Source organism: Microcoleus sp. AT9b-C3, assembly GCF_036705485.1.
In the GTDB taxonomy this organism is placed as follows: domain Bacteria; phylum Cyanobacteriota; class Cyanobacteriia; order Cyanobacteriales; family Microcoleaceae; genus Microcoleus.
Genome location: NZ_JAUBUR010000002.1, coordinates 344,730 through 363,987, shown reverse-complemented (window position 1 = coordinate 363,987; position 19,258 = coordinate 344,730). Strand labels below are relative to the sequence as shown.

Below are 19,258 nucleotides of genomic sequence, written 5' to 3'. Positions count from 1 at the left end.
GATAATGATGAATGCACTTATTTACTATTTTTTCAATTTTAGCAATAAAACGCTGCGAAGGTTTGACTTTCTGGGTGCAAATTTAAAAAAGGTGACCATTTGCGAGGGACAGCTAGGCATCAAGCTGATGAAACAATTCGGCAATTTGCCACAGATTAAGCGGTATGCCGATCGGATCAATCAAGCTTTTCTGAATATCATCACTCACGCGATCGATGTTTTAGAAAAGTCTGGTCAACAGTTGTAAAAGTTGCAATCAATCAAAGTTAAGCCGGTGATTTGGATTGGCACTGAGGTGGTCGATGCTCAGGGGATTTATATTAAGGTGGGTGATAACGACATGGCAATTAGCAAATATGTCACAGCGCCACTTTCTGCTTCCTTGTTGGTTAGCAGAACCAGCCATCTCGTCAAGAATTACTCTCAAATATCAGATAATTGTAGAACCACCAAAAGGAGAATTAAAGTGTTTTTAGCAACCTGGTAAAGGTACTAAATTTCGGATATAACTTCCGATGTGGCACAGTTAATTAATATTATTTACAGTGGTGGGGCGGGTTTTTGAGATTGTTGGTTTGAGTCATAAATTATTTGGAACCGCCCCTATAAGGACTGCACAAAATTTGTCAATTGAGTTCGGCAATGAGCCTAGAGTTGAGTTCGCTGCTAATTTTGTACTCGCACTGCTGTTGCAGCGGACACTCGCGGCAGCGGGGGTTTCTTGCGGTACAAACTGCCGCCCCGAAGTCCAGCAAACCCAAATTCCAGGGCCCGACTTGCTGTTTGGGAGCGACTCGTTCTGCGGCTTCCCAAAGTTCGGGCGATCGCGATTTTACTTTACCGCCGTCAATTCCAAAAAAACGCTGCAAAATCCGAGCAACATTCGTATCGAGTACCGCTTTTGGCTGTCCGAAAGCATTAGCGCAAACCGATCTGGCAATGTACTTGCCAACTCCGGGAAGTTCCAGCAACTGAGCTTCCGTGCGGGGAACATTTCCCTGATAATTTTCTAAGATAACCAGCACGGATTCCCGCAGCTTTTGTGCCCGAAAAAAAAGACCCAAAGGCTGCAACAAACTAGCAACTTCCGCAGCAGGCGCGGCCGCTAAATCCGAGAGAGTCGGATATCGATCGACAAATTCTTGATAAATTGGAGCCACTGTAGCGGCAGTAGTCTTTTGCAGCAACAACTCCGCCACCAAAATCGCGTAGGGGTCGCAGGTGCGCCGCCAAGGAAAATCACGGAAATTCTGCCGGGCCCAAGCTTTCAGGCGGCGTTGAAACCACCGGATTTTAGCAGCGTCTAAATGCTTTGACCCAGGCTCAATATCGGAAGAAAAAACAACGGTATTTAAGGTAGACATTTGATTGGTACTTTTGATAAATTGCAAAGTTTATATCTCTATATTAGCAGATTTAAATAATTTGTAAAACTATCTTTTTATGCTCTCGTTATTCTCTTCCTCTGCGTACTCAGCGTCCTCTGCGGTTTATAAAAAAAATCTTATTAACTACCCGCCCGACCCCGGAACCTAGAAACAACTTTGATTTCAAATATTTGAAAAATGTAAAATTTTGTATATTAACGAACAAAAATGCCAGAGAATAGACGATAGTTGATATTCAACAGATTTCTTTCGATAGTTCGCCAAAACAAATTTTAATCAGGTAATAAAATGGTAGTAGCAGCACCTGTTCAATCCGGCAGTCAGTCGATTTTTCAACCTCGCTACGACAACTTTATCGGCGGCCAGTGGGTGCCACCGGTGAAAGGGAAATACTCGGAAAACCTGTCTCCAATTACCGGAAAATCAATTTGTCAAGTTCCCCGATCGACCGCCGAAGATGTAGAATTGGCACTGGATGCCGCCCACGCCGCGAAAGACAAGTGGGGTAAGACTTCCCCAGCCGATAGGGCGCGGGTTTTGCACAAAATAGCCGATCGCATCGAAGAAAACCTCGATCGCCTCGCCATCGCCGAAACCTGGGACAACGGTAAACCAATTCGCGAAACCCGCGCCGCAGACATACCGCTGGCGATCGACCATTTCCGCTACTTCGCAAGCTGCATCCGAACTCAAGAAGGGTCGATCGGCGAACTCGACGGAACAACAGTCGCCTACCACTTCCACGAACCCCTAGGCGTCATCGGACAAATCATACCCTGGAACTTCCCGATATTAATGGCCGCCTGGAAACTCGCCCCAGCCCTCGCCGCCGGAAACTGCGTAGTCCTCAAACCAGCAGGCCCCACCCCCGCCTCAATCTTGGTACTGATGGAAATCATCGCCGACTTAGTACCAGACGGCGCCATCAACGTCATAAACGGGCCCGGCGCCGAAATCGGCAAAACCCTCGCCACCAGTCCCCGGATTGCCAAAGTCGCCTTCACCGGCGAAACCACCACGGGCAGGCTAATCATGCAATACGCCTCCCAAAATGTCATCCCCGTCACCCTAGAATTAGGCGGCAAATCCCCCAACATTTTCTTTGAAGATATCTGCGCCCAAGATGATGAATTCCTCGACAAAGCAGTCGAAGGATTAGTCATGTTTGCTTTCAACCAAGGCGAAGTGTGTACCTGCCCCTCCCGCGCCTTAATTCAGGAGTCAATCTACGATCGATTCATGGAAAGGGCGATCGATCGCATCCGTCAAATCAAACAAGACAACCCCTTAGATCCGACAACCGCCCTCGGCGCGCAAGTCTCCGTCAACCAGATGGAAAAAATCGCCGAATACGTCAAAATCGGTCATGCCGAAGGGGCAGAATGTCTGATTGGTGGCGAAAGAAACATCTTATCCGGCGACTTGCAAGACGGGTATTATTTCCAGCCGACAGTCTTCAAAGGAAACAACAAAATGCGAATTTTCCAAGAAGAAATCTTCGGCCCAGTATTAGCAGTCACCACCTTCAAAGACGAAGCAGAAGCATTAGAAATTGCCAACGATACCCTCTACGGTTTAGGTGCAGGAGTTTGGACTCGCGACATCAACACCGCCTACCGCATGGGCCGCGCCGTTCAAGCCGGTCGCGTGTGGACAAACTGCTATCATTTGTATCCCGCGCACGCAGCATTCGGCGGCTATAAATCATCTGGTATCGGCCGCGAAAATCACAAAATGATGTTAGATCACTACCAGCAAACTAAGAATTTGTTAATCAGCTACAGCCCCAAAGCATTAGGTTTCTTCTAAGTCACATCAAATCCCGTCCAACTGGAATCGATCTAATCCATCTGCGTTAATCTGTGTTAATCTGCCCTCATCTGCGGTCAAAAAAAAAAAATTTTGTAACCGCAGATGAGAAGGGATTAACGCAGATTAACGCAGATGTCGAGCTTCCATATTCCATCTTCCTTCTTTCTTATTCTAAAATGGAAACGATCGCAAAAGTCACCGCAACAGAAGCCGCTTTAAAATTAATAAACCATCTCAAAACTCAACATGGAGAATTGATGTTTCACCAATCGGGCGGCTGCTGCGACGGTAGTTCCCCCATGTGCTTTCCCAATGGCGAATTGATAATCGGTGATGGTGACGTATTGCTGGGCGAAATAGGCGGTTGTCCCTTTTATATTGCAGCGCAGCAATACAAATATTGGCAGCACACGCAGTTAATTATAGACGTGGCATCGGGGCCCGGAGGCAGCGATTTTTCCCTGGAAGGGCCGGATGGAGAGCGTTTTATTACTCGTTCCCGGTTGTTTGTTAAGGCTGATTAACTCTGTTTATCCTTAACTTGCCTGCAGTTTCTCTAAAAACATGAATTTGCTTAAGCCTGAAAGCCGATTTCTTTCATGGGAGCGAAAAAACCTATTTTTATTTAAGTTTTTATCTAAGTTTCTGGCGTTGGCTAACGACGATCAATTTTCTGAGGAGGGCAAACGCATCTTATTTTGAGAATACTTGCTGGATAAAGGTTTCAGCCATGATTTGAGTTTGGTGGCCCAAAATTAAATCCCTGATAGGGTAAAGCTTTCAGGATTTAGAGGCGTTTGCCCTGATTTGCTGACTAATTTCACGGCTAGTGCGTTGATATTCGTGGACAATCGGTAATCTTTCAGCTTGAAAATTTGCCAGAGCTTCTGCCATATTAGCACTAGATATGAGATGTCGTGATAAAGACAAACCATCTTCCCAACCTGAAGTCATACCTCTAGCGCGTGTCGGACTTTTCGCGTGAGCCGCGTCACCAATTAAGATAACACGGCCATCATATAGTTGAGGCAGGGGATCAATGTCATAGGAATAACGACAGACAATATTTTCCAAAGGGGTTGACTCAATGACATTTCGCGCATCCTCTGGGAGTTTGGCCAATTCTTGGGGAGGAATAATGGTATTAGTTGGTTGTAGCGTGCCTACTTCAAAATCGGCCAGATCCTTTTCCAGAAAGAAACCCCAATGAGTACGATTTGCACCAAGATTAACGAAATTTGCATAAATTCCTCGGTCGCGTACATAAAGCAAATAGTTTCCTTCTGGACAGAAGTTATTATCTGTTACAATTGCTCGCCATACTAAATCACCTAAATAACACAGTTCTACACCCGGAACCACAAATTGACGAACCTTAGAAACTATTCCATCGGCACCAATTAACAGATCTCCTTCCCAGTGACTGCCATCTTTAAAGTGCGCGATCGCGCTATGCTCGGTTTGGGCGATCGACAATAATTCAGCATTAAAACGAATAGTGTCAGGGGGTAACTCTTCCAGGAGTGCTTCTAAAATAGCTTTGCGGTGTACCAGCATTCCTGGGAGTTCATTTTCCTCATAGGTGACGGGTTCAGAATTGATGACATCGCCGCGGAGGTTGCGAAACTCGAATAATTTAACCGGAGCGCCTGAGTTAATAATTTTCTGGCTAATTTGAGGGTTTCCTTGATGCAGCGCTTCCATGCCTGCTTGCACGATCAGGATACCACAGCCATCGGTGCGCGGATGGGGTGCTTTTTCAAACAAGGTAACTTGAAATCCTTGTTGAATGAGCAAAATTGCCAGATAAACTCCTGATGATCCGGCGCCGATAATACCTATCCTGCTTTGGCACGAAACCATTTGTCCTTCTCCTGATTTAAGATTGCCGAGCGGTTCTCAACCACTATTGTAATTAAGGAAAATCAAATTGGGGCGATCGCTCAATTGCGGATTGAGATTTTGCTGATAATAGCTACAGCTTGAAACCGGCAGCTATTATCAGTATCGGGGACGATCCAGGATTAATTATTAATTGGTCACTTCAAAATTACCGAACTCCAAACTTAAAAATACTTTAAGCTTTAGTATTTTTAATGAGAGCCAATTCAATTTTGTCACCAGCCTTTTGACTCACTTCTGCGCGCAAACCCGGCCCAAAAAAAGTAGCTATTTTGTCTTGCTTTTCTTCCCATAAGTCGATCGGCATTAGCGGCGAATAAAACTCTAAAATTAACCCATAAGCACCGTCAACATTAACTTCCCGCAACCCTTGCAGGAGCGGCCGTTCCTCGTCTGTCGGAGCCAGGCCCAAGCGCTCCAAAGCATCATCTAAGTGCGCTTGTTGGCCGTAGCGAAATCGGGTGACATCTTTGCGGACTTGGTTTTGAGTATCTGTCGCCTGACTTTCTCGCAGGAGGAGAACTTCAGCAGAGGTAGGTTCGGTGAAATCCACTGGTTCGAGTTCGGCCGCTTTCAGAGCCAAACCTCCCAGCAACAGCGGAATTCCATAAAAAAAACCGGCTAGGTTCAGGGTAGGTCTGTCTGTGAAGTAGGCTCCGAAACCGACTGCTGCTATAATACCGCCAACAACTAAGGCTAGGTTTGCTAAAGAAATTTTGCGTAACATATTAGTGAGGTAAGTAGTCGGACAGAAATAATATACTTTAATTATTATCTGTCAAAAAGTCTTGAATAAATTTAGTTTTTTTGCCAAAAGACCTGCAAAAACTGCTAGCATCTATGAGCGCGGGAGCGGTGTGCATCCACAGTCTTGTCTCTAGGTTCAGAAGCTTATCCTGCCGGACTCGCCCGGGCACGCCATCGGTAAATATCCGTGTTAATTGCGCGGCGTTGGTTCCAGAAGGCAATCGAGATCGGCAGTATCATCAAAGTATACAGAGTGGCGATCGCGATCGACACTCTTGCCCTTTCAACCATTTTTCGGACATGATTAAAGACGAAGACAAACAAACTGCTGGCGCAAACAAGGCAGTTCTGGAGCAGATTAACTCGCTCAAACGCGAAGATGAAAGGCTTTATAATATCTTAGCGATCGATGTCTGGGCCCTAGCCAAGACGATGGATGAATATCAACCAGGATTTTGGGCTGCTTTTATGAAAAACCGGGAGAAGGCCCTGAAGCGATTTTTAGCTGGAATGATGAAAAATAAACCCGCAGATACCAAACGTCCGCCTTTTTTACGCTAAAATGTGGCTGGAGTTTGGGGGAAGTTTTGATGTACAATCAAACTATAACACAGACCCAAAAACCCTGAGCAGGTTCATCACTTCCCATATAAAAACAGTGAAGGATTTGCCCATAAAGGTATGTCGGTGAATTTAGAATCCCCGTCTGTTCGCAGGGGGGAATGTCAAATATTTTTGTTAATAGTAGCAAAGGCAAAAAACCATGGATGCACAAACAATCAAAGATCGCGTTGCACAGATCGAGAGCAAGCGGGAATCCCTCGTGCGGCTGTTAGATCGATCGGACTTGGGAGCCCTGAGAATAGATGTGAGTCAGGCGATCGAAGAAATTGACGATCTCTTAGAAGAATTCAAGCGCACTTTTAACAGTTAAGTAGTCAGCAGTCATTAGTTGTCAGTGGTCGGCTAAGCTGTCGCGCATTTATTTTGCACATAGCAATCCTTTCGTCAGTTATAAACGTGGTTTGGGTTTCTAGTCGGGACGGGCTAGAAGCCCATCCCACAACAGGGAGGGACGGGCTAGAAGCCAATCCCACAAATCCTGGAAGGATTGCTATAGTTATGTTGGTAAACATCTTGTGGGGTGAGCCGGAGAGCCCGCCCAAAAAGTAAAAATTAAATGCAGTACAGCTTAATAGCTAACAAGAACCGGCCACTGCTAACTGCAAATTTGACAACTGACAACTGACAACTGAACTTCTGACTAATTCATCACCATATCCATCAAAATTTGCTGAGAACTCACTTCCGGGCAATTAGCAGGCGGTCGCCGCTGAGAGTAGTGTCCTCCCGGCTGTAAATCCCAAGCTTGGCGGTTGTCAGCCAGCATTACACCCAAAATTTCTTGCAATTCCATGGCAATTGTCGGATCTTCCACCTGAACGATCGCCTCAACCCGTCTGGTGAGATTGCGCTGCATCCAGTCAGCAGAACCAATATACACCTCTTCGTCGCCACCGTTGAAAAAATAAAACATCCGAGAATGCTCTAAAAAGCGGCCGATAATACTGATAACTCGGATATTTTCGCTAACACCCTCAACGCCGGGACGCAAACAGCAAATCCCCCGAATAATCAAATCAATTTTAACTCCAGCTTGCGAAGCTTCGTACAAAGCAACAATAATTTGAGGGTCAACTAAAGCGTTCATTTTAGCGACAATGCGGCCACAGCTACCGCTGCCGCCTTCGGTCTGCAAGCGGCAAAATTCTGCCTCGCGGCGGATTAAAGCTAAAAATCGATCGCGCATATTGACAGGTGCCACCAATAATTTGCGATAAGATACCTGCCGGGAATAACCAGTCAAATAATTAAACAAATCCGCCAAATCCGATCCCAAATCCTCGCGACAACTCAACAAACCCACATCCGTATACAGTCCGGCTGTTTTGGGATTGTAATTGCCGGTGCCGATGTGGACGTAGCGGCGGATGTACCCGTCCTCGCGACGCACTACCATCACAATTTTGGTGTGGGTTTTGAGTCCCACCAAACCGTAAACTACGTGGACTCCTGCTTGTTCTAACTTGCGAGCCCAATTAATATTATTTTCTTCGTCAAACCTAGCTTTGAGCTCTACTAAAACGGCTACCTGCTTGCCGTTTTCCGCTGCTTGAATTAAGGCGCTGACGATCGGCGAATCTCCAGAAGTGCGGTATAAAGTCATCTTAATCGCTAACACGGAGCGATCGTGCGCCGCCTCAGTAATAAACCGCTGTACCGTCGCCGCAAACGAGTGATAAGGATGGTGCAGCATCAAATCCCCCTGCCGGATGGTCGTGAAAATATCCTCACCCTCTTCAGCATCCAACCTCGATTTGTCTAAAATCCTTACCGATTCCGAGTTCCGCAAGCGCGGCGGCACAACCGGAGTCCAAGGCGGGTCTTTCAGTTCCGGCACCGGCAACCCCACAAAAGACATCAAATCCTTGAGGCCTAGCAGCCCCTCTACGACGTAAACATCTTGCTCACCGAGATCCAGCTCCTCCATCAGCATATCTCGCAGCGCAGGCGGCATAATCGCTTGAATTTCCATCCGCACCGCAGAACCTCCAAACCGGCGCTTGCGGAGCTCCTGTTCTATTGCCAGCAGCAAATCCTCTGCCTCATCTTCCTCGACCGTCAAATCGGAATTGCGAGTAATGCGGAACGGGTGATATTCTTCAACGTCCATCCCCGGAAACAAAGCTTCTAAATTGTGGGCAATCACCTGTTCTAGGGGCACGCCAGTCCAAACAGGAGATTTGCCCCTCTGCTGCCACTGCAAATCCCCCGGTAGCGGCAAAAACCTCGGCAAAACCTGCGGTACTTTGACGCGGGCAAACAATTCTTCGCGCGTGTCGGGGTCTCTGACTACTACTGCTAAATTGAGGCTGAGATTGGAAAGGTAGGGGAATGGGTGGCTGGGGTCAACTGCTAGGGGAGTGAGTACGGGAAATACTTGTTCTTTGAAGTAGCGGTGCAAGTAATTGCGCTGTTCTTGATTGAGGTCAATGTAGTCGAGAATGTAGATGTCGCTTGCTGCTAGTTTCGGTCGCAGGGTTTGCTCAAAATACGAGTGCTGCTGAGTAACCATGGGCAAAAGCCGCTTGTTAATGGCATCTAGCTGTTGTTGAGGCGTGCTGCCGTCGGAGGTCAATTTGCTGACTTTTGCGTGTACTTGCTGTTTGAGGGCGCCTACGCGCACCATGAAGTATTCGTCTAGGTTGGAGCTAAAAATAGCGAGAAATTTGAGTCTTTCGAGGAGGGGCGTGCGGGGGTCGAGGGCTTCGTGGAGCACGCGGTTGTTGAATTCTAGCCAGCTTTGTTCTCGGTTGAAGTAATATTGAGGATCGCTGAGGTTGATTTCAGTGTAGGTTTTGGGGGGGGTCTTTTTTGGCTTGGGCATGGTTTGAGGGAGTCTTTGGGAGGCTCTGTCGATCGCATCTGTGAATTAGTATCGCAGGTTAAAGGATTTGTTCGCATCTGCTTTTGGTCGATCGCACGTTTTTGTCTGTCATCCGCGAGGGTCTGGTACGCAATATGTGTAGGGACACCGCAGTAGGGAAACGGCCCAGGCTAAGTCCGGCCCCTGCATCTGCGACTTATCCCCTCGCCCCAATCCAATTCTGTACCGCATTCAGCAAGTCCTCTTGATTTGACGGAAAATCTGTGAAGGGCAATTCCAGCGGTGGGTTAAGCGTGCCATGCCTGATAAAATTCTGGGTAAGTCATATTTTCAGCGCAATTCCAGATGACTCTGTGACATCTTTCATTCCGCCCAAAATCATTTTTGTAGATTTCGGAAGTTAGGCGATTTTTTAAACCTGAGACTGCTGTGGCGAACTGTTTACCTTTCATGATTTTCAGTAAGCTATCTGCCGGGTCAAAAATATAATATTCAGGGTGATAATTAGGAATCAACTCTATTAAAGTCGCGATCGCAACTGAGTTACCTATGTCTATTTTACCTAAGCTAGATGCCGCTCGACACCGGGTATCTGGATCGCCTGAATTGCGGATCAACTCGACTAAGGTGGCGATCGCAACTGGGTTATTGTTGTCTATTTCTCCCAAACATTCTGCCGCTTGAAGCCGGGTCTCTTCATCACCTGAAGTGCGGATTAACTCGACGAAAGCGGCGATCGCAACTGGGTTATTTTTGCCTATTTTTTTTAAATAAATTCCCAATTCCCACCGATGATATGCATTCTGAGAAGTGCCGAGCAACTCGACTAAAGTGGCTATCGCAACTAGGTTATTGTTATCTATTTTCCCTAAGCTAGATACCGCTTGAAGCCGGGTAGATTCACTTTGAGAATTACCGAGCAACTCGACTAAACCGAAGATGGCCTCTGGGTTATTTTTGCCTATTTTTCCTAAGCTTTCTGCCGCTGACCACCGGGTTCTTTCATCACCGGAATTGCGGATTAACTCGACTAAAGCGGCGATCGCAACTGGGTTGTTTTTGCCTATTTTACCTAAGCTATCTGCCGCTGACCACCGGGTTTTTTCATTGGAATTGCGGCTTAACTCGACTAAAGCGCTGATTGCAACTGGGTTATCTTTATCTATTTTCCCTAAGCATTCTGCAGCTCGCCACCGGGTAACTTTTTTATTACCTGACTTGCGGATTAACTCGACTAAAGCGGAGATCGCAACTGGGTTATTTTTGCCGATTCTTGCTAATTTTTCTGCTGCTTGATAACGAGTATCTTTAGGACGGTAGTTGCGGATTGACTCCAATAAAGTTTCGATCGCTACCGGGTTATCTTTGTCTATCCTACCTAAAATTTCTGCCGCTCGCTCTTGGGTAACTTTATGCTCGGAACTGCGAATTAACTCGACTAAAGCGGCGATCGCAACTGGATTATTTTTCCCTATTTTCACTAAGCTATATGCCAATATTATACAGGTAGGTACGTTATGCCGATCGAAAAACGGGTAGAAATGGTTATCAACTGAATTGCGGATTAGTTCTACTAAAGCTGCGATCGCTTCTGGGCTATCTTTTCCTATTTCCCCCAAGCTATATGCCACTCGCTTCCCGGTCTTTTTCTCAACTGACTTGCGGAGTAACTCGACTAAAGTGGCGATCGCAACTGGGTTATTTTTTTCTATTTTTCCTAAGCATTCTGCCGCTACACACCGGGTATGTTCATCCTGAGAAGTACCGATTAACTCGACTAAAGCGGAGATAGTTTCTGGGCTACCTTTGCCTATTTCCCCTAAGCTTTTTGTCGCTCGCCTCCGAGTATATTCATCACCTGAATTGCGGATTAACTCGACTAAAGCGGAACTCGCCTTTTCCAGATCCGTCTCTTTCAGAACTTCCCTTGCTCTATCAACAATTGGATCGAGAAATGTCCGCCACTCCTGTTTTTGCTTATTAAAATAACCAAATCCCCAAATAACAATCTGCGACACAATCTCATCAGCAAGGCGACAATCCTTAAACTCAGCAATCCCCGCAGCCGCTAGAAAATATGCCCGATATCCATAAAATTTATCCCACCCAACCTTAAACTTAACCAACGCCTTAATAAACGCTTCCTTTTCCTCCTTCCCAACCTCCTCGCGCCCCAACCACAGCAAAATAACCTCCTTCCACTGCTTCTCAAAAATGCGATATCTAGCGTCAGGATGTTGCGGATTCTTAGGAAAATGATTCAAGAAAAAGTGCCAATCCTCAACCGCCAAGGCAGCAAAATATTCCTGAAAAGTCGGATGATAAAAAGCATAAATCCCTTCCGCCGTCTCCGCATCCCTCGCCACCAAATTCAGCCAACCCACACGACAAGCTAACTCAAACTGCGATGCACCCATCACCCGATATCCCACACTTTCTGGCAACTGAAACCGATCCGTTTCATTTAACATCCCAGAAAAAGCCAATTTCCCCAAAGCCGCATTCAATTCCTGCTGCTGAATCCAATTCAGGCGCGGTTTTTTCCACTGATACAAAGTTGTCACAAACCGCCGATAAAGCTTAGCCTTAGTATCCGGCAAATCCCCATCCAACGACTGCCAAGTGGCGCACAATAGCGAACATCTCAGGGGATTTTTGACTAAATCTCGAATTCGCTCTTTTCCCGATGCTGCTAATGCTTCGCGTAGCTGTTGAGAAAGATCCCCCCCAGCCCCCCTTAATAAGGGGGGAGCAAGAGTTTCATCTAATGCTTCCGGTAGCTGTTGAGAAAGCACCCCCCCAGCCCCCCTTGCTAAGGGGGGAGCAAGAGTTTCATCTAATTCTGTACTCTCATCATCTCTTGTCCCCCCCCTTACCAAGGGGGGGTTAGGGGGGGTTAAAAACCGATCGATAGTTTCCCCATCATCTCTTGTCCCCCCCCTTACCAAGGGGGGGTTAGGGGGGGTTCCAAACCGGGGGTTAGGGGGGGTTAAAAACCATTTATCGATAAACATTTCCACCTGTTCGGGATAGGAAAATTCCAGAGTGCGATAAGTATCAAAAGTATCCAACGCAGTGCCGATCGCATCCCAAACATTCTGCCGACAACTTAGCACAATTCGCGCCTTTTGAATACAGCCGCCAGTTCTAATTTGCCGCTGAATTTCCGCCAAAGGATTGCCATCTCCGACAGCCATCTCATCCGCCCCATCCAACACCAACCACACGCGCTCAGCATTAAACTGTGCTAAAAAATCATCCTTAATATCCGCAGTCGCCTCAGCCTTCCCAATTCTCTTAATAGCCGCCAGCAGCCAATTATCAAATAAATACGGCTCTAATTCCTTCCCCTGCAAATCCGCCAAGGATACCCAAATTACAATCGCCTCGGAAATTTCAGCCGCTACCCAATTAGCAATCTGCCGCAACAGCGTTGTTTTCCCCGCCCCCGGTTCTCCAATAATTCCTAACCGCTTGCCATTGCTTTTCGGGCTACTTCCTTGCTGGATAACTTGCTCGAGAAACTCGCTGTGTTCAAATTTTTGAGTAACTTCTTTTTCCCGGTACAAATCCGAACCTTCCTCAGCCGCAACATCCTCGCGTCGCTGAGTCACTTTCTGCCGTTCCACCAATCCCAGCGGCACATAAACATCATCTATTTGATGGTTGCCAAAAGTTAGCTGATTGCTACTAAGCCGCTGCTGTTCTTTCTCGTCTAATATCTGCTGGCAAATAGCTTGCCAGTCAATCGGCAGGTAAGCAATGCGGCTCTTTTCAACTATCTCCTCAAGCAAAGCCTTTAGCTCTTCCATCAAAGCGTGAGTTTCTGCGGTTTGGGTATCATTCCGCGTTAATGTTTGCGCTGTAAAAATCTGGAACACCTTTTGATTGTCCTTGATTTCCTCGGCAAAGTATGCAGATACTAAGCTAAACAAATTTTCCTTTAATTTAGCTTTATAAAGTGTGACATCACAATTTTTGAGTGCAATTTCCAGAAGTTTATTTTCAACTTGTTGAAAGCGATTTTGGCTTGACTCGTTTCTGGAACTTAGCAGCAATTCTATCTCATCTAAACCTTCTATTGGAATACCTGAAGGGGCTGTTTCTTTGTTAACCTGCTTTAATTGAGATTTTAACTGCTTAATCTTCTTATCTAGCCATTCTAAATAAGGACGGTCTTGAGGCAAGTAAATAACTATACCTTTAGAAGCCCTGCGAGACGGCTCAACCAATTCTTTATAACATTCTGAGGCGATTTGTTGCTGAGCTTTCAGGAAAGAACGTTTCAGCGCTTTTTCTAAATCGTAATTGACAATTTTACCGTTTCGTGATAGCTTTTTTACTCCCTTCAAACAGAGGTGCTTGAGTGCATCATTGGCTTGAGCGCCCACTATCCCATCGAAAGCGACCTTGAAAAGATATCCCAATAGCACAGCATCTAGCATTTGACAAGCGAATTTCAAAGGTGGTACCCGCCACGTGATTTATCCGTGGAATCAATCCAAAATCGCAAATCGAAAATCCTCAAGAAAGAGCATTTATCGGTGGGGTTAATCTAAAATCTAAAATCTAAAATCTAAAATCGATTGACGGTTCTCCTAATTTCAGGCTCCAAGCGGGTTACTTTAATGATAGGCGATCGACTTTGGTTGCGGGCGATCGACAATTGCTGAAAGCATCACATCAAAACTTCGATCGTCACATCAAAAGTCGATCGCTCAAACATTGAATTAGGCAAAACTTTCAACTATTTTTCGAGGATTACCACGAAATCCTCAATCATCACATCAAAAGTTCGAGCCAGCTTGTGGACGGCTGCAAAGTCAACCATTGCCATACCCTGAGAACGGGCATAATTGCTAATCGTACTGTAGCCCACGCCCGATCGCTCCGCAACTTCCTTGAGCGTCCATCCCTTCTCGGCCGCCAACTCTCGAACCCGCAATCTGACTAAGCCTTTGCTCATATTCACTATTTACAAAATTTTGGATTTAGTATAATATATCAAAAAGCGATCGCCCCGGTCATTCGATTTTAGATTTTAGATTTTAGATTTTAGATTGACTCTAAAGATGAATCTGGGAGCTTGAACGTTGGTCTAAAATTTTGCGCCTCTCATGGCAGAAGTTCGATTTTAGATTTTTAGATTTTAGATTTTAGATTGACTCTAAAGATAAATCTGGGAGCTTGAACGTTGGTCTAAAATTTGGCGCCTCTCATGGCAGAAGTCGGGGCTTGTCTCCGTTTTGCGGCGGAGTCAACGAAACTAAAGACGATCGCCAGTTATAATTAACCCCGACCGAGAATTTCTGTCGATCGCACTTAGCAGAGATAGATTTACCTACTACCACCAGATGCAACTACAATGATATCAGAAAATCAGCTAAGATCGTCAGCGATCGGCGCATCAAAAATTATTCACAAATCGTCGATCGTCAATCCGCGATCGAGATTTGTCACCGAAGAAACAGTGGCACTCCTGTTCAACATCTCTCCCGAACAGATATACCGGATCGAATGCTGCCACAATGTGGTGTACGTTCATGCCAAAGGCATGAGTCGATTTGTCAGCTACGCCGATTTCCCCCCAATCTTAGAAGTAAAACCGCCGTGTGATCAAGATTTTGTAGCATGGTACAAACGCTGGAAACGAAGACAAGCACCAGAATTTTGGACTAAATTCTATACGTATAACTTCAAAGCCGCTGTTTCAGTTGACAGCTTGCTTGAGTGGGGTAAATTAGTCGCTACAGTTAAATCGGTAATTTCTGCCTCAGCGCTTCAACAGCTACGAGATGTTTACGCTCAAGAAAAAACATTGATGGAGAATTTTTAAAGCAGTCGGGGCGAGTAAACCCGCGATTGTTTGCCACTAGCAAGATAAATGTAAGGTGCGCAATGCGCACCCTACGAAATAGAGATTCTACTCAAAACTCTTCTTTACCTTCCAATCCCCACATATTGGAAACCAGCCGCTTCTAAAGCCTTCTTATCTAAGAAATTACGGCCATCAATCATCACTGCATGAGCCATCAACTTCGCCATTTTATCGTAATCTAAATTACGAAACTGTTCCCAGTCAGTCACCAACACCAAAGCATCGCAACCGTCTGCCAACCTTTCCGGGTCAGTTTCTACCAAAACTCCCGACAAACCGTGACGCATCCCTGTTTGAGAAACAATGGGATCGTAAGCTTTAACTTTCGCTCCCAACCGATTCAAACTATCGATTAAATTCAGCGCTGGAGCATCCCGCAAATCGTCAGTATCCGGCTTGAAAGTTAAACCCAAAAGTCCTACTGTTTTACCTTTGAGAATCTTCAAAACTTGTTGCAACTTTTCAATAGCAATCAACCGCTGGCGTTCGTTAACTTCCACCGCAGCTTTCAGCAAATGCGCCTCGTAGCCGTAATCGTCAGCAGTGTGAACTAAAGCCGAGACATCTTTGGGGAAACAAGAACCGCCCCAACCAATGCCAGCTTGCAGAAACTTGTTGCCAATCCGCGAATCTAAACCGATACCTCGGGCAACTTGACTAACATCTGCACCGACACGATCGCAAATATTAGCAACTTCATTAATAAAGCTAATCTTCGTAGCCAAAAAAGCATTAGCTGCGTACTTAATCATCTCCGCTGAACTGATATCAGTCATCACCACAGGAACTTCCGGCAAAGACTGATTTTCTGCAAACTTGCGATCGACAATCGGCCGGTATAACTGTAGCATCATATCCATAGCCCGCCGAGAGTTGCTGCCAAGAACAATGCGATCGGGATTAAAAGTATCGAAAACAGCACAGCCCTCGCGTAAAAATTCCGGGTTGCTAACCACATCAAATTGAACGCCTGTTTTTGCTGCTACTTCCTCACCAGTAGCCGCGTCACCGCTTTGAGGTTTTTGACGTTCTGCTAAACCGTCGAGTACAATTCTTCGCACCCAATCCCCCGAACCGATGGGAACTGTCGATTTGTTTACGATTACTTTGTAATCGCCGTCGAGGTGAGCTCCAATGCCGCGAGCAACCGCTTCCACGTAGCGAGTATCGCTTTCCCCAGTAGGCAAAGGAGGCGTCCCCACGGCAATAAACAAAATATCTCCGTGAGACACTCCTGCTGCTAAATCCGAAGTAAATTCTAGATTGCCAGACGCAGAGGCAGAGGACATTAATTCCGACAGTCCGGGTTCAAAAATAGGCGACTGTCCAGACTTCATTAATTTAACTTTTTCTTCGTTGTTGTCTACGCAAATCACGTGGTGGCCGATGTGGGCCAAACAAGTGCCGGTGACTAAACCAACGTATCCTGTACCGATGACGCAAACATGCATACAAATGTCCTCAAAGTTAGTAAAAAAAATCAGATGGCAATCGGGAATCGGGAATTGGGAATTGGGAATCGGGAATTCGGAATATTTTTCCCATCCCCCTCTCTCAGTCTCCCCCTCTCTACGTCTCTACTTTTGGTTTCCCTCGATGCGATCGCGAAAATCCTTTATAGTCAACTCTAAACCTTGATCCAGGGGCACAGTTGGCTCCCACCCCAACCAATTTTTAGCACGAGTAATATCTGGTTGTCGCTGTTTTGGATCGTCTTCCGGCAGCGGTTTAAAGATAATTTCTGCCCCTGGATTAATCGTGTTTTGAATTTTTTGTGCCAGTTCCAAAATAGTGTATTCGCCGGGATTACCCAAATTCATCGGCCCGATTTGGTCGCTATTCATCAAACGAATAAATCCTTCCACCAAATCAGAAACGTAGCAAAAACTACGTGTTTGGGAACCGTCGCCGTATACAGTCAGCGGTTGGTTTCGCAAAGCTTGAGCAATAAAATTGCTCACTACTCTGCCGTCATTTTCCAACATCCGGGGGCCGTAGGTATTGAAGATTCGCACAACTCGAATGTCTACCCCATTTTGCCGATGGTAATCAAAAGATAAGGTTTCAGCTACTCGCTTCCCTTCGTCATAGCAACTGCGAATTCCGATACAATTAACGTTGCCACGATAATCTTCTGTTTGTGGATGTACGTCAGGATCTCCGTACACTTCGGAAGTGGAAGCGAGAAAGAATCTTGCTTTTACCCGTTTTGCCAATCCCAACATATTCATCGTGCCGATGACATTTGTTTTAATTGTCTTGACAGGGTTGTACTGATAGTGTATGGGAGAAGCGGGACAAGCCAGATGGTAAATCTGATCTACCTCTAACCGAATCGGTTCCGTGATGTCGTGGCGGATCAGCTCAAAATACGGGTTGTCCAGCCATTTGAGGATATTGCGTTTAGTCCCGGTGTAAAAATTATCCAGGCAGACTACCTCGTGTCCTTGGGCCATTAAGCGATCGATTAGGTGGGAACCGAGGAAACCCGCACCGCCTGTGACTAAAATTCTCATTGTGGAAACTGCCGTTCTGTTTAGGGGTAGGACTGGAGTACAAAAATTCAGTCGCTCGAATGAAACTTACTAATAGAATAACAAAATTGCGATCGGCGTAAAGACTTATACCTCAACTTCATAAAATCTTTAATTAACTTAGCATTTGCCAATACTTTGAACAAAGTGCTATAATTCGCAAATATCAGCTTGCAATTTTTATTTAAGCTTCAATATTTCCGAAAAAATACTGTTGACAGAGTTCAGTTATTGGTTTGTGGTTTGTGGTGATTTGATGACTTCGGTCTGAGGTGGGGCGATGCCCTACGGGATAGCTGCGCTTGACGGGCTTGTTGGAAAAAACAAGGGTCGATTTATCTCAAAAGCAATATGAGAGAAGTTATGTCGATTTCGCCAAGAGAATGTCCGCCACTTTCAACCCTGCGTTGCACCCGTTCAATTGCGATTTCGGGAGATTGCAGCCAGAACTTGCATCAGGTGGATTGTGTAGCCTTGAGTCTTACAGTTTCTCAAGAATCGAGGAAAGTTATGAGGCGCTAAAGTTGTCTCAAAGGCGGAATGGGTGCCAGAGTATGATAAAGTTCGCAGTCTTTGTATCATTAAGCCTCCTGCGAGGATAGCAAGTGACTCAGCAGTGAATTAGGACATTCCGGCCGCGCATCTGCATTGACATATTCAAAAATTCTCCAAATAAAAATTTGGTAATAATGTCGGGAAAACTGTAGTTTTACCTGCACCTTTAGGGCCGCCAATAATGTAAATATTTGGCATAATAGTCAGATCGATTTTATTGCTGAGGTTGTTGCTTGAGTCCGTAAGGGCGATCGCGCTTCCTGATTTTAGTCGCTTCACGCTACCAATCAGTTGAATTGTGGCCAAATTTTAGTTACCGTTGTTATCGTTGATGTCTAGATTTTGTATTGAGAGTTCTGAAGGTAGCGGGACAGTTATTTGTAGGAAAACATCAATTGTTATTTGATTATTATCACAAATTATATTAGTTATGTTAACTTTACTATTTTCACATAAATCGTCTTGAATAGGTAATTTAGCAGGTGACTTAGTTTTATATCCAGCTTCCTCAAGCCATTCAGCAATATTTCTCCAGTTTTCTATCTTTTCAACGCCTTTACCCACAAAGGCTTTAACGTATTTATAAATAGAGGCACACAGGTCAGTTTCAACACCCTTGGGATTCTTTTGCAGCTTTTCGGCGATTTCAGCGGGACTGTAGCCACAAAGCAACCCCCGCAGATGCAGCTTTTCTACGGGGGTGAGAGGTTTTCCCTTAACGGCGGCCAAGTCGGAGTACAGAGTTTTTAAGTCCCAGCGGCTTTCTGCTTCGACGAAGCGATCGTTTGTGGATGCCATAGATGGGTGTCTCTAAATTTCCTGATGGAATTCTAACATAACTCCTGATGTATGTCAGTTTATTGCCATACTCAGCTAGCGTATGATAAGTGAATGCCGAAGCGCAAGTAATGCAATTTACCAGTTAAAACCTTTGGGGGAGGGCTTTTTAGCCGTCACTGACTACTGTTAGCTACCCCACAGGGGAGTAAGGCTG

General features: G+C 45.7%; 16 protein-coding genes. 6 read left to right on the top strand and 10 right to left on the bottom strand.

The annotated features are described in order from the left end of the window. The first annotated feature begins 91 nt into the window (after positions 1-91). Positions 92-247 carry a hypothetical protein gene (locus QUB77_RS03340; protein ID WP_333322828.1) on the top strand — a complete coding sequence of 52 codons (156 nt, stop codon included), beginning with the start codon at positions 92-94 and terminating at the stop codon, positions 245-247. 379 nt (positions 248-626) lie between these two features. Here QUB77_RS03340 and QUB77_RS03335 read toward each other — a convergent pair whose 3' ends face one another. Beyond that, complete coding sequence (locus tag QUB77_RS03335) at positions 627-1,364, bottom strand: A/G-specific adenine glycosylase (RefSeq protein ID WP_333172803.1); 738 nt, start codon at positions 1,362-1,364, stop codon at positions 627-629. 312 nt (positions 1,365-1,676) lie between these two features. Between QUB77_RS03335 and exaC the strand changes: the two genes are divergently transcribed. Further along, positions 1,677-3,197, top strand: coding sequence for an acetaldehyde dehydrogenase ExaC (gene exaC, locus QUB77_RS03330; protein ID WP_333172805.1), 1,521 nt, complete (start codon positions 1,677-1,679; stop codon positions 3,195-3,197). 179 nt (positions 3,198-3,376) lie between these two features. After that, positions 3,377-3,724: a DUF779 domain-containing protein gene (locus QUB77_RS03325; protein WP_333172807.1), complete on the top strand. Its 348-nt coding sequence runs from the start codon at positions 3,377-3,379 to the stop codon at positions 3,722-3,724. A gap of 256 nt (positions 3,725-3,980) precedes the next feature. Here the strand turns inward: QUB77_RS03325 and QUB77_RS03320 are convergent, their stop codons facing one another. Next, entirely contained in the window at positions 3,981-5,063 is a 1,083-nt protein-coding gene (locus QUB77_RS03320) for an FAD-dependent monooxygenase (protein WP_333172809.1), read from the bottom strand. Between the two features lie 214 nt (positions 5,064-5,277). Continuing rightward, entirely contained in the window at positions 5,278-5,829 is a 552-nt protein-coding gene (locus QUB77_RS03315) for a DUF2854 domain-containing protein (RefSeq protein ID WP_333172811.1), read from the bottom strand. 320 nt (positions 5,830-6,149) lie between these two features. Here QUB77_RS03315 and QUB77_RS03310 point away from each other — a divergent pair, with 320 nt between their 5' ends. Together QUB77_RS03310 and QUB77_RS03305 are read left to right on the top strand one after the other, a co-directional pair. Further along, positions 6,150-6,410: a hypothetical protein gene (locus tag QUB77_RS03310; protein WP_006632500.1), complete on the top strand. Its 261-nt coding sequence runs from the start codon at positions 6,150-6,152 to the stop codon at positions 6,408-6,410. Positions 6,411-6,612: 202 nt separating this feature from the next. Then, a complete protein-coding gene (locus QUB77_RS03305; RefSeq protein ID WP_333172814.1) occupies positions 6,613-6,783 on the top strand; it encodes a hypothetical protein in 171 nt (56 codons plus the stop codon). A 330-nt stretch (positions 6,784-7,113) separates the two neighbouring features. Here the strand turns inward: QUB77_RS03305 and ppk1 are convergent, their stop codons facing one another. The 3 genes from ppk1 to QUB77_RS03290 form a co-directional block, all read right to left on the bottom strand. Further along, positions 7,114-9,297, bottom strand: coding sequence for a polyphosphate kinase 1 (gene ppk1, locus QUB77_RS03300; RefSeq protein WP_333172818.1), 2,184 nt, complete (start codon positions 9,295-9,297; stop codon positions 7,114-7,116). A gap of 287 nt (positions 9,298-9,584) precedes the next feature. Beyond that, on the bottom strand, positions 9,585-13,742 hold the full coding sequence (locus QUB77_RS03295; protein WP_333172820.1) for a HEAT repeat domain-containing protein: 4,158 nt from the start codon (positions 13,740-13,742) through the stop codon (positions 9,585-9,587). Between the two features lie 302 nt (positions 13,743-14,044). Then, complete coding sequence (locus QUB77_RS03290) at positions 14,045-14,263, bottom strand: helix-turn-helix domain-containing protein (RefSeq protein WP_006632503.1); 219 nt, start codon at positions 14,261-14,263, stop codon at positions 14,045-14,047. 399 nt (positions 14,264-14,662) lie between these two features. Here QUB77_RS03290 and QUB77_RS03285 point away from each other — a divergent pair, with 399 nt between their 5' ends. Further along, positions 14,663-15,133 (top strand): hypothetical protein, encoded by a 471-nt coding sequence (locus QUB77_RS03285; RefSeq protein ID WP_333172823.1) that lies wholly within the window; start codon positions 14,663-14,665, stop codon positions 15,131-15,133. Positions 15,134-15,237: 104 nt separating this feature from the next. Here QUB77_RS03285 and QUB77_RS03280 read toward each other — a convergent pair whose 3' ends face one another. The 4 genes from QUB77_RS03280 to QUB77_RS03265 all read right to left on the bottom strand — a co-directional run bounded on the left by QUB77_RS03280 (position 15,238) and on the right by QUB77_RS03265 (position 19,062). Then, positions 15,238-16,626, bottom strand: coding sequence for a UDP-glucose/GDP-mannose dehydrogenase family protein (locus QUB77_RS03280; protein WP_333172826.1), 1,389 nt, complete (start codon positions 16,624-16,626; stop codon positions 15,238-15,240). 126 nt (positions 16,627-16,752) lie between these two features. After that, complete coding sequence (locus QUB77_RS03275) at positions 16,753-17,691, bottom strand: UDP-glucuronic acid decarboxylase family protein (protein WP_333038674.1); 939 nt, start codon at positions 17,689-17,691, stop codon at positions 16,753-16,755. Positions 17,692-18,366: 675 nt separating this feature from the next. After that, positions 18,367-18,570, bottom strand: a complete 204-nt coding sequence (locus tag QUB77_RS03270; protein WP_333172828.1) for a hypothetical protein — start codon at positions 18,568-18,570, stop codon at positions 18,367-18,369. A 3-nt stretch (positions 18,571-18,573) separates the two neighbouring features. Further along, positions 18,574-19,062: a helix-turn-helix domain-containing protein gene (locus tag QUB77_RS03265; RefSeq protein WP_333172831.1), complete on the bottom strand. Its 489-nt coding sequence runs from the start codon at positions 19,060-19,062 to the stop codon at positions 18,574-18,576. Positions 19,063-19,258 lie beyond the last annotated feature (196 nt).

Coding starts and splice junctions, on each gene's coding strand:
- QUB77_RS03315 (WP_333172811.1), bottom strand. CDS start 5,829: ATGTTACGCAAAATTTCTTTAGCAAACCTAGCCTTAGTTGTTGGCGGT.
- QUB77_RS03290 (WP_006632503.1), bottom strand. CDS start 14,263: ATGAGCAAAGGCTTAGTCAGATTGCGGGTTCGAGAGTTGGCGGCCGAG.
- QUB77_RS03275 (WP_333038674.1), bottom strand. CDS start 17,691: ATGAGAATTTTAGTCACAGGCGGTGCGGGTTTCCTCGGTTCCCACCTA.
- QUB77_RS03335 (WP_333172803.1), bottom strand. CDS start 1,364: ATGTCTACCTTAAATACCGTTGTTTTTTCTTCCGATATTGAGCCTGGG.
- QUB77_RS03320 (WP_333172809.1), bottom strand. CDS start 5,063: ATGGTTTCGTGCCAAAGCAGGATAGGTATTATCGGCGCCGGATCATCA.
- QUB77_RS03280 (WP_333172826.1), bottom strand. CDS start 16,626: ATGCATGTTTGCGTCATCGGTACAGGATACGTTGGTTTAGTCACCGGC.
- QUB77_RS03265 (WP_333172831.1), bottom strand. CDS start 19,062: ATGGCATCCACAAACGATCGCTTCGTCGAAGCAGAAAGCCGCTGGGAC.
- QUB77_RS03305 (WP_333172814.1), top strand. CDS start 6,613: ATGGATGCACAAACAATCAAAGATCGCGTTGCACAGATCGAGAGCAAG.
- QUB77_RS03325 (WP_333172807.1), top strand. CDS start 3,377: ATGGAAACGATCGCAAAAGTCACCGCAACAGAAGCCGCTTTAAAATTA.
- QUB77_RS03295 (WP_333172820.1), bottom strand. CDS start 13,742: ATGCTAGATGCTGTGCTATTGGGATATCTTTTCAAGGTCGCTTTCGAT.
- exaC (WP_333172805.1), top strand. CDS start 1,677: ATGGTAGTAGCAGCACCTGTTCAATCCGGCAGTCAGTCGATTTTTCAA.
- QUB77_RS03310 (WP_006632500.1), top strand. CDS start 6,150: ATGATTAAAGACGAAGACAAACAAACTGCTGGCGCAAACAAGGCAGTT.
- ppk1 (WP_333172818.1), bottom strand. CDS start 9,297: ATGCCCAAGCCAAAAAAGACCCCCCCCAAAACCTACACTGAAATCAAC.
- QUB77_RS03285 (WP_333172823.1), top strand. CDS start 14,663: ATGATATCAGAAAATCAGCTAAGATCGTCAGCGATCGGCGCATCAAAA.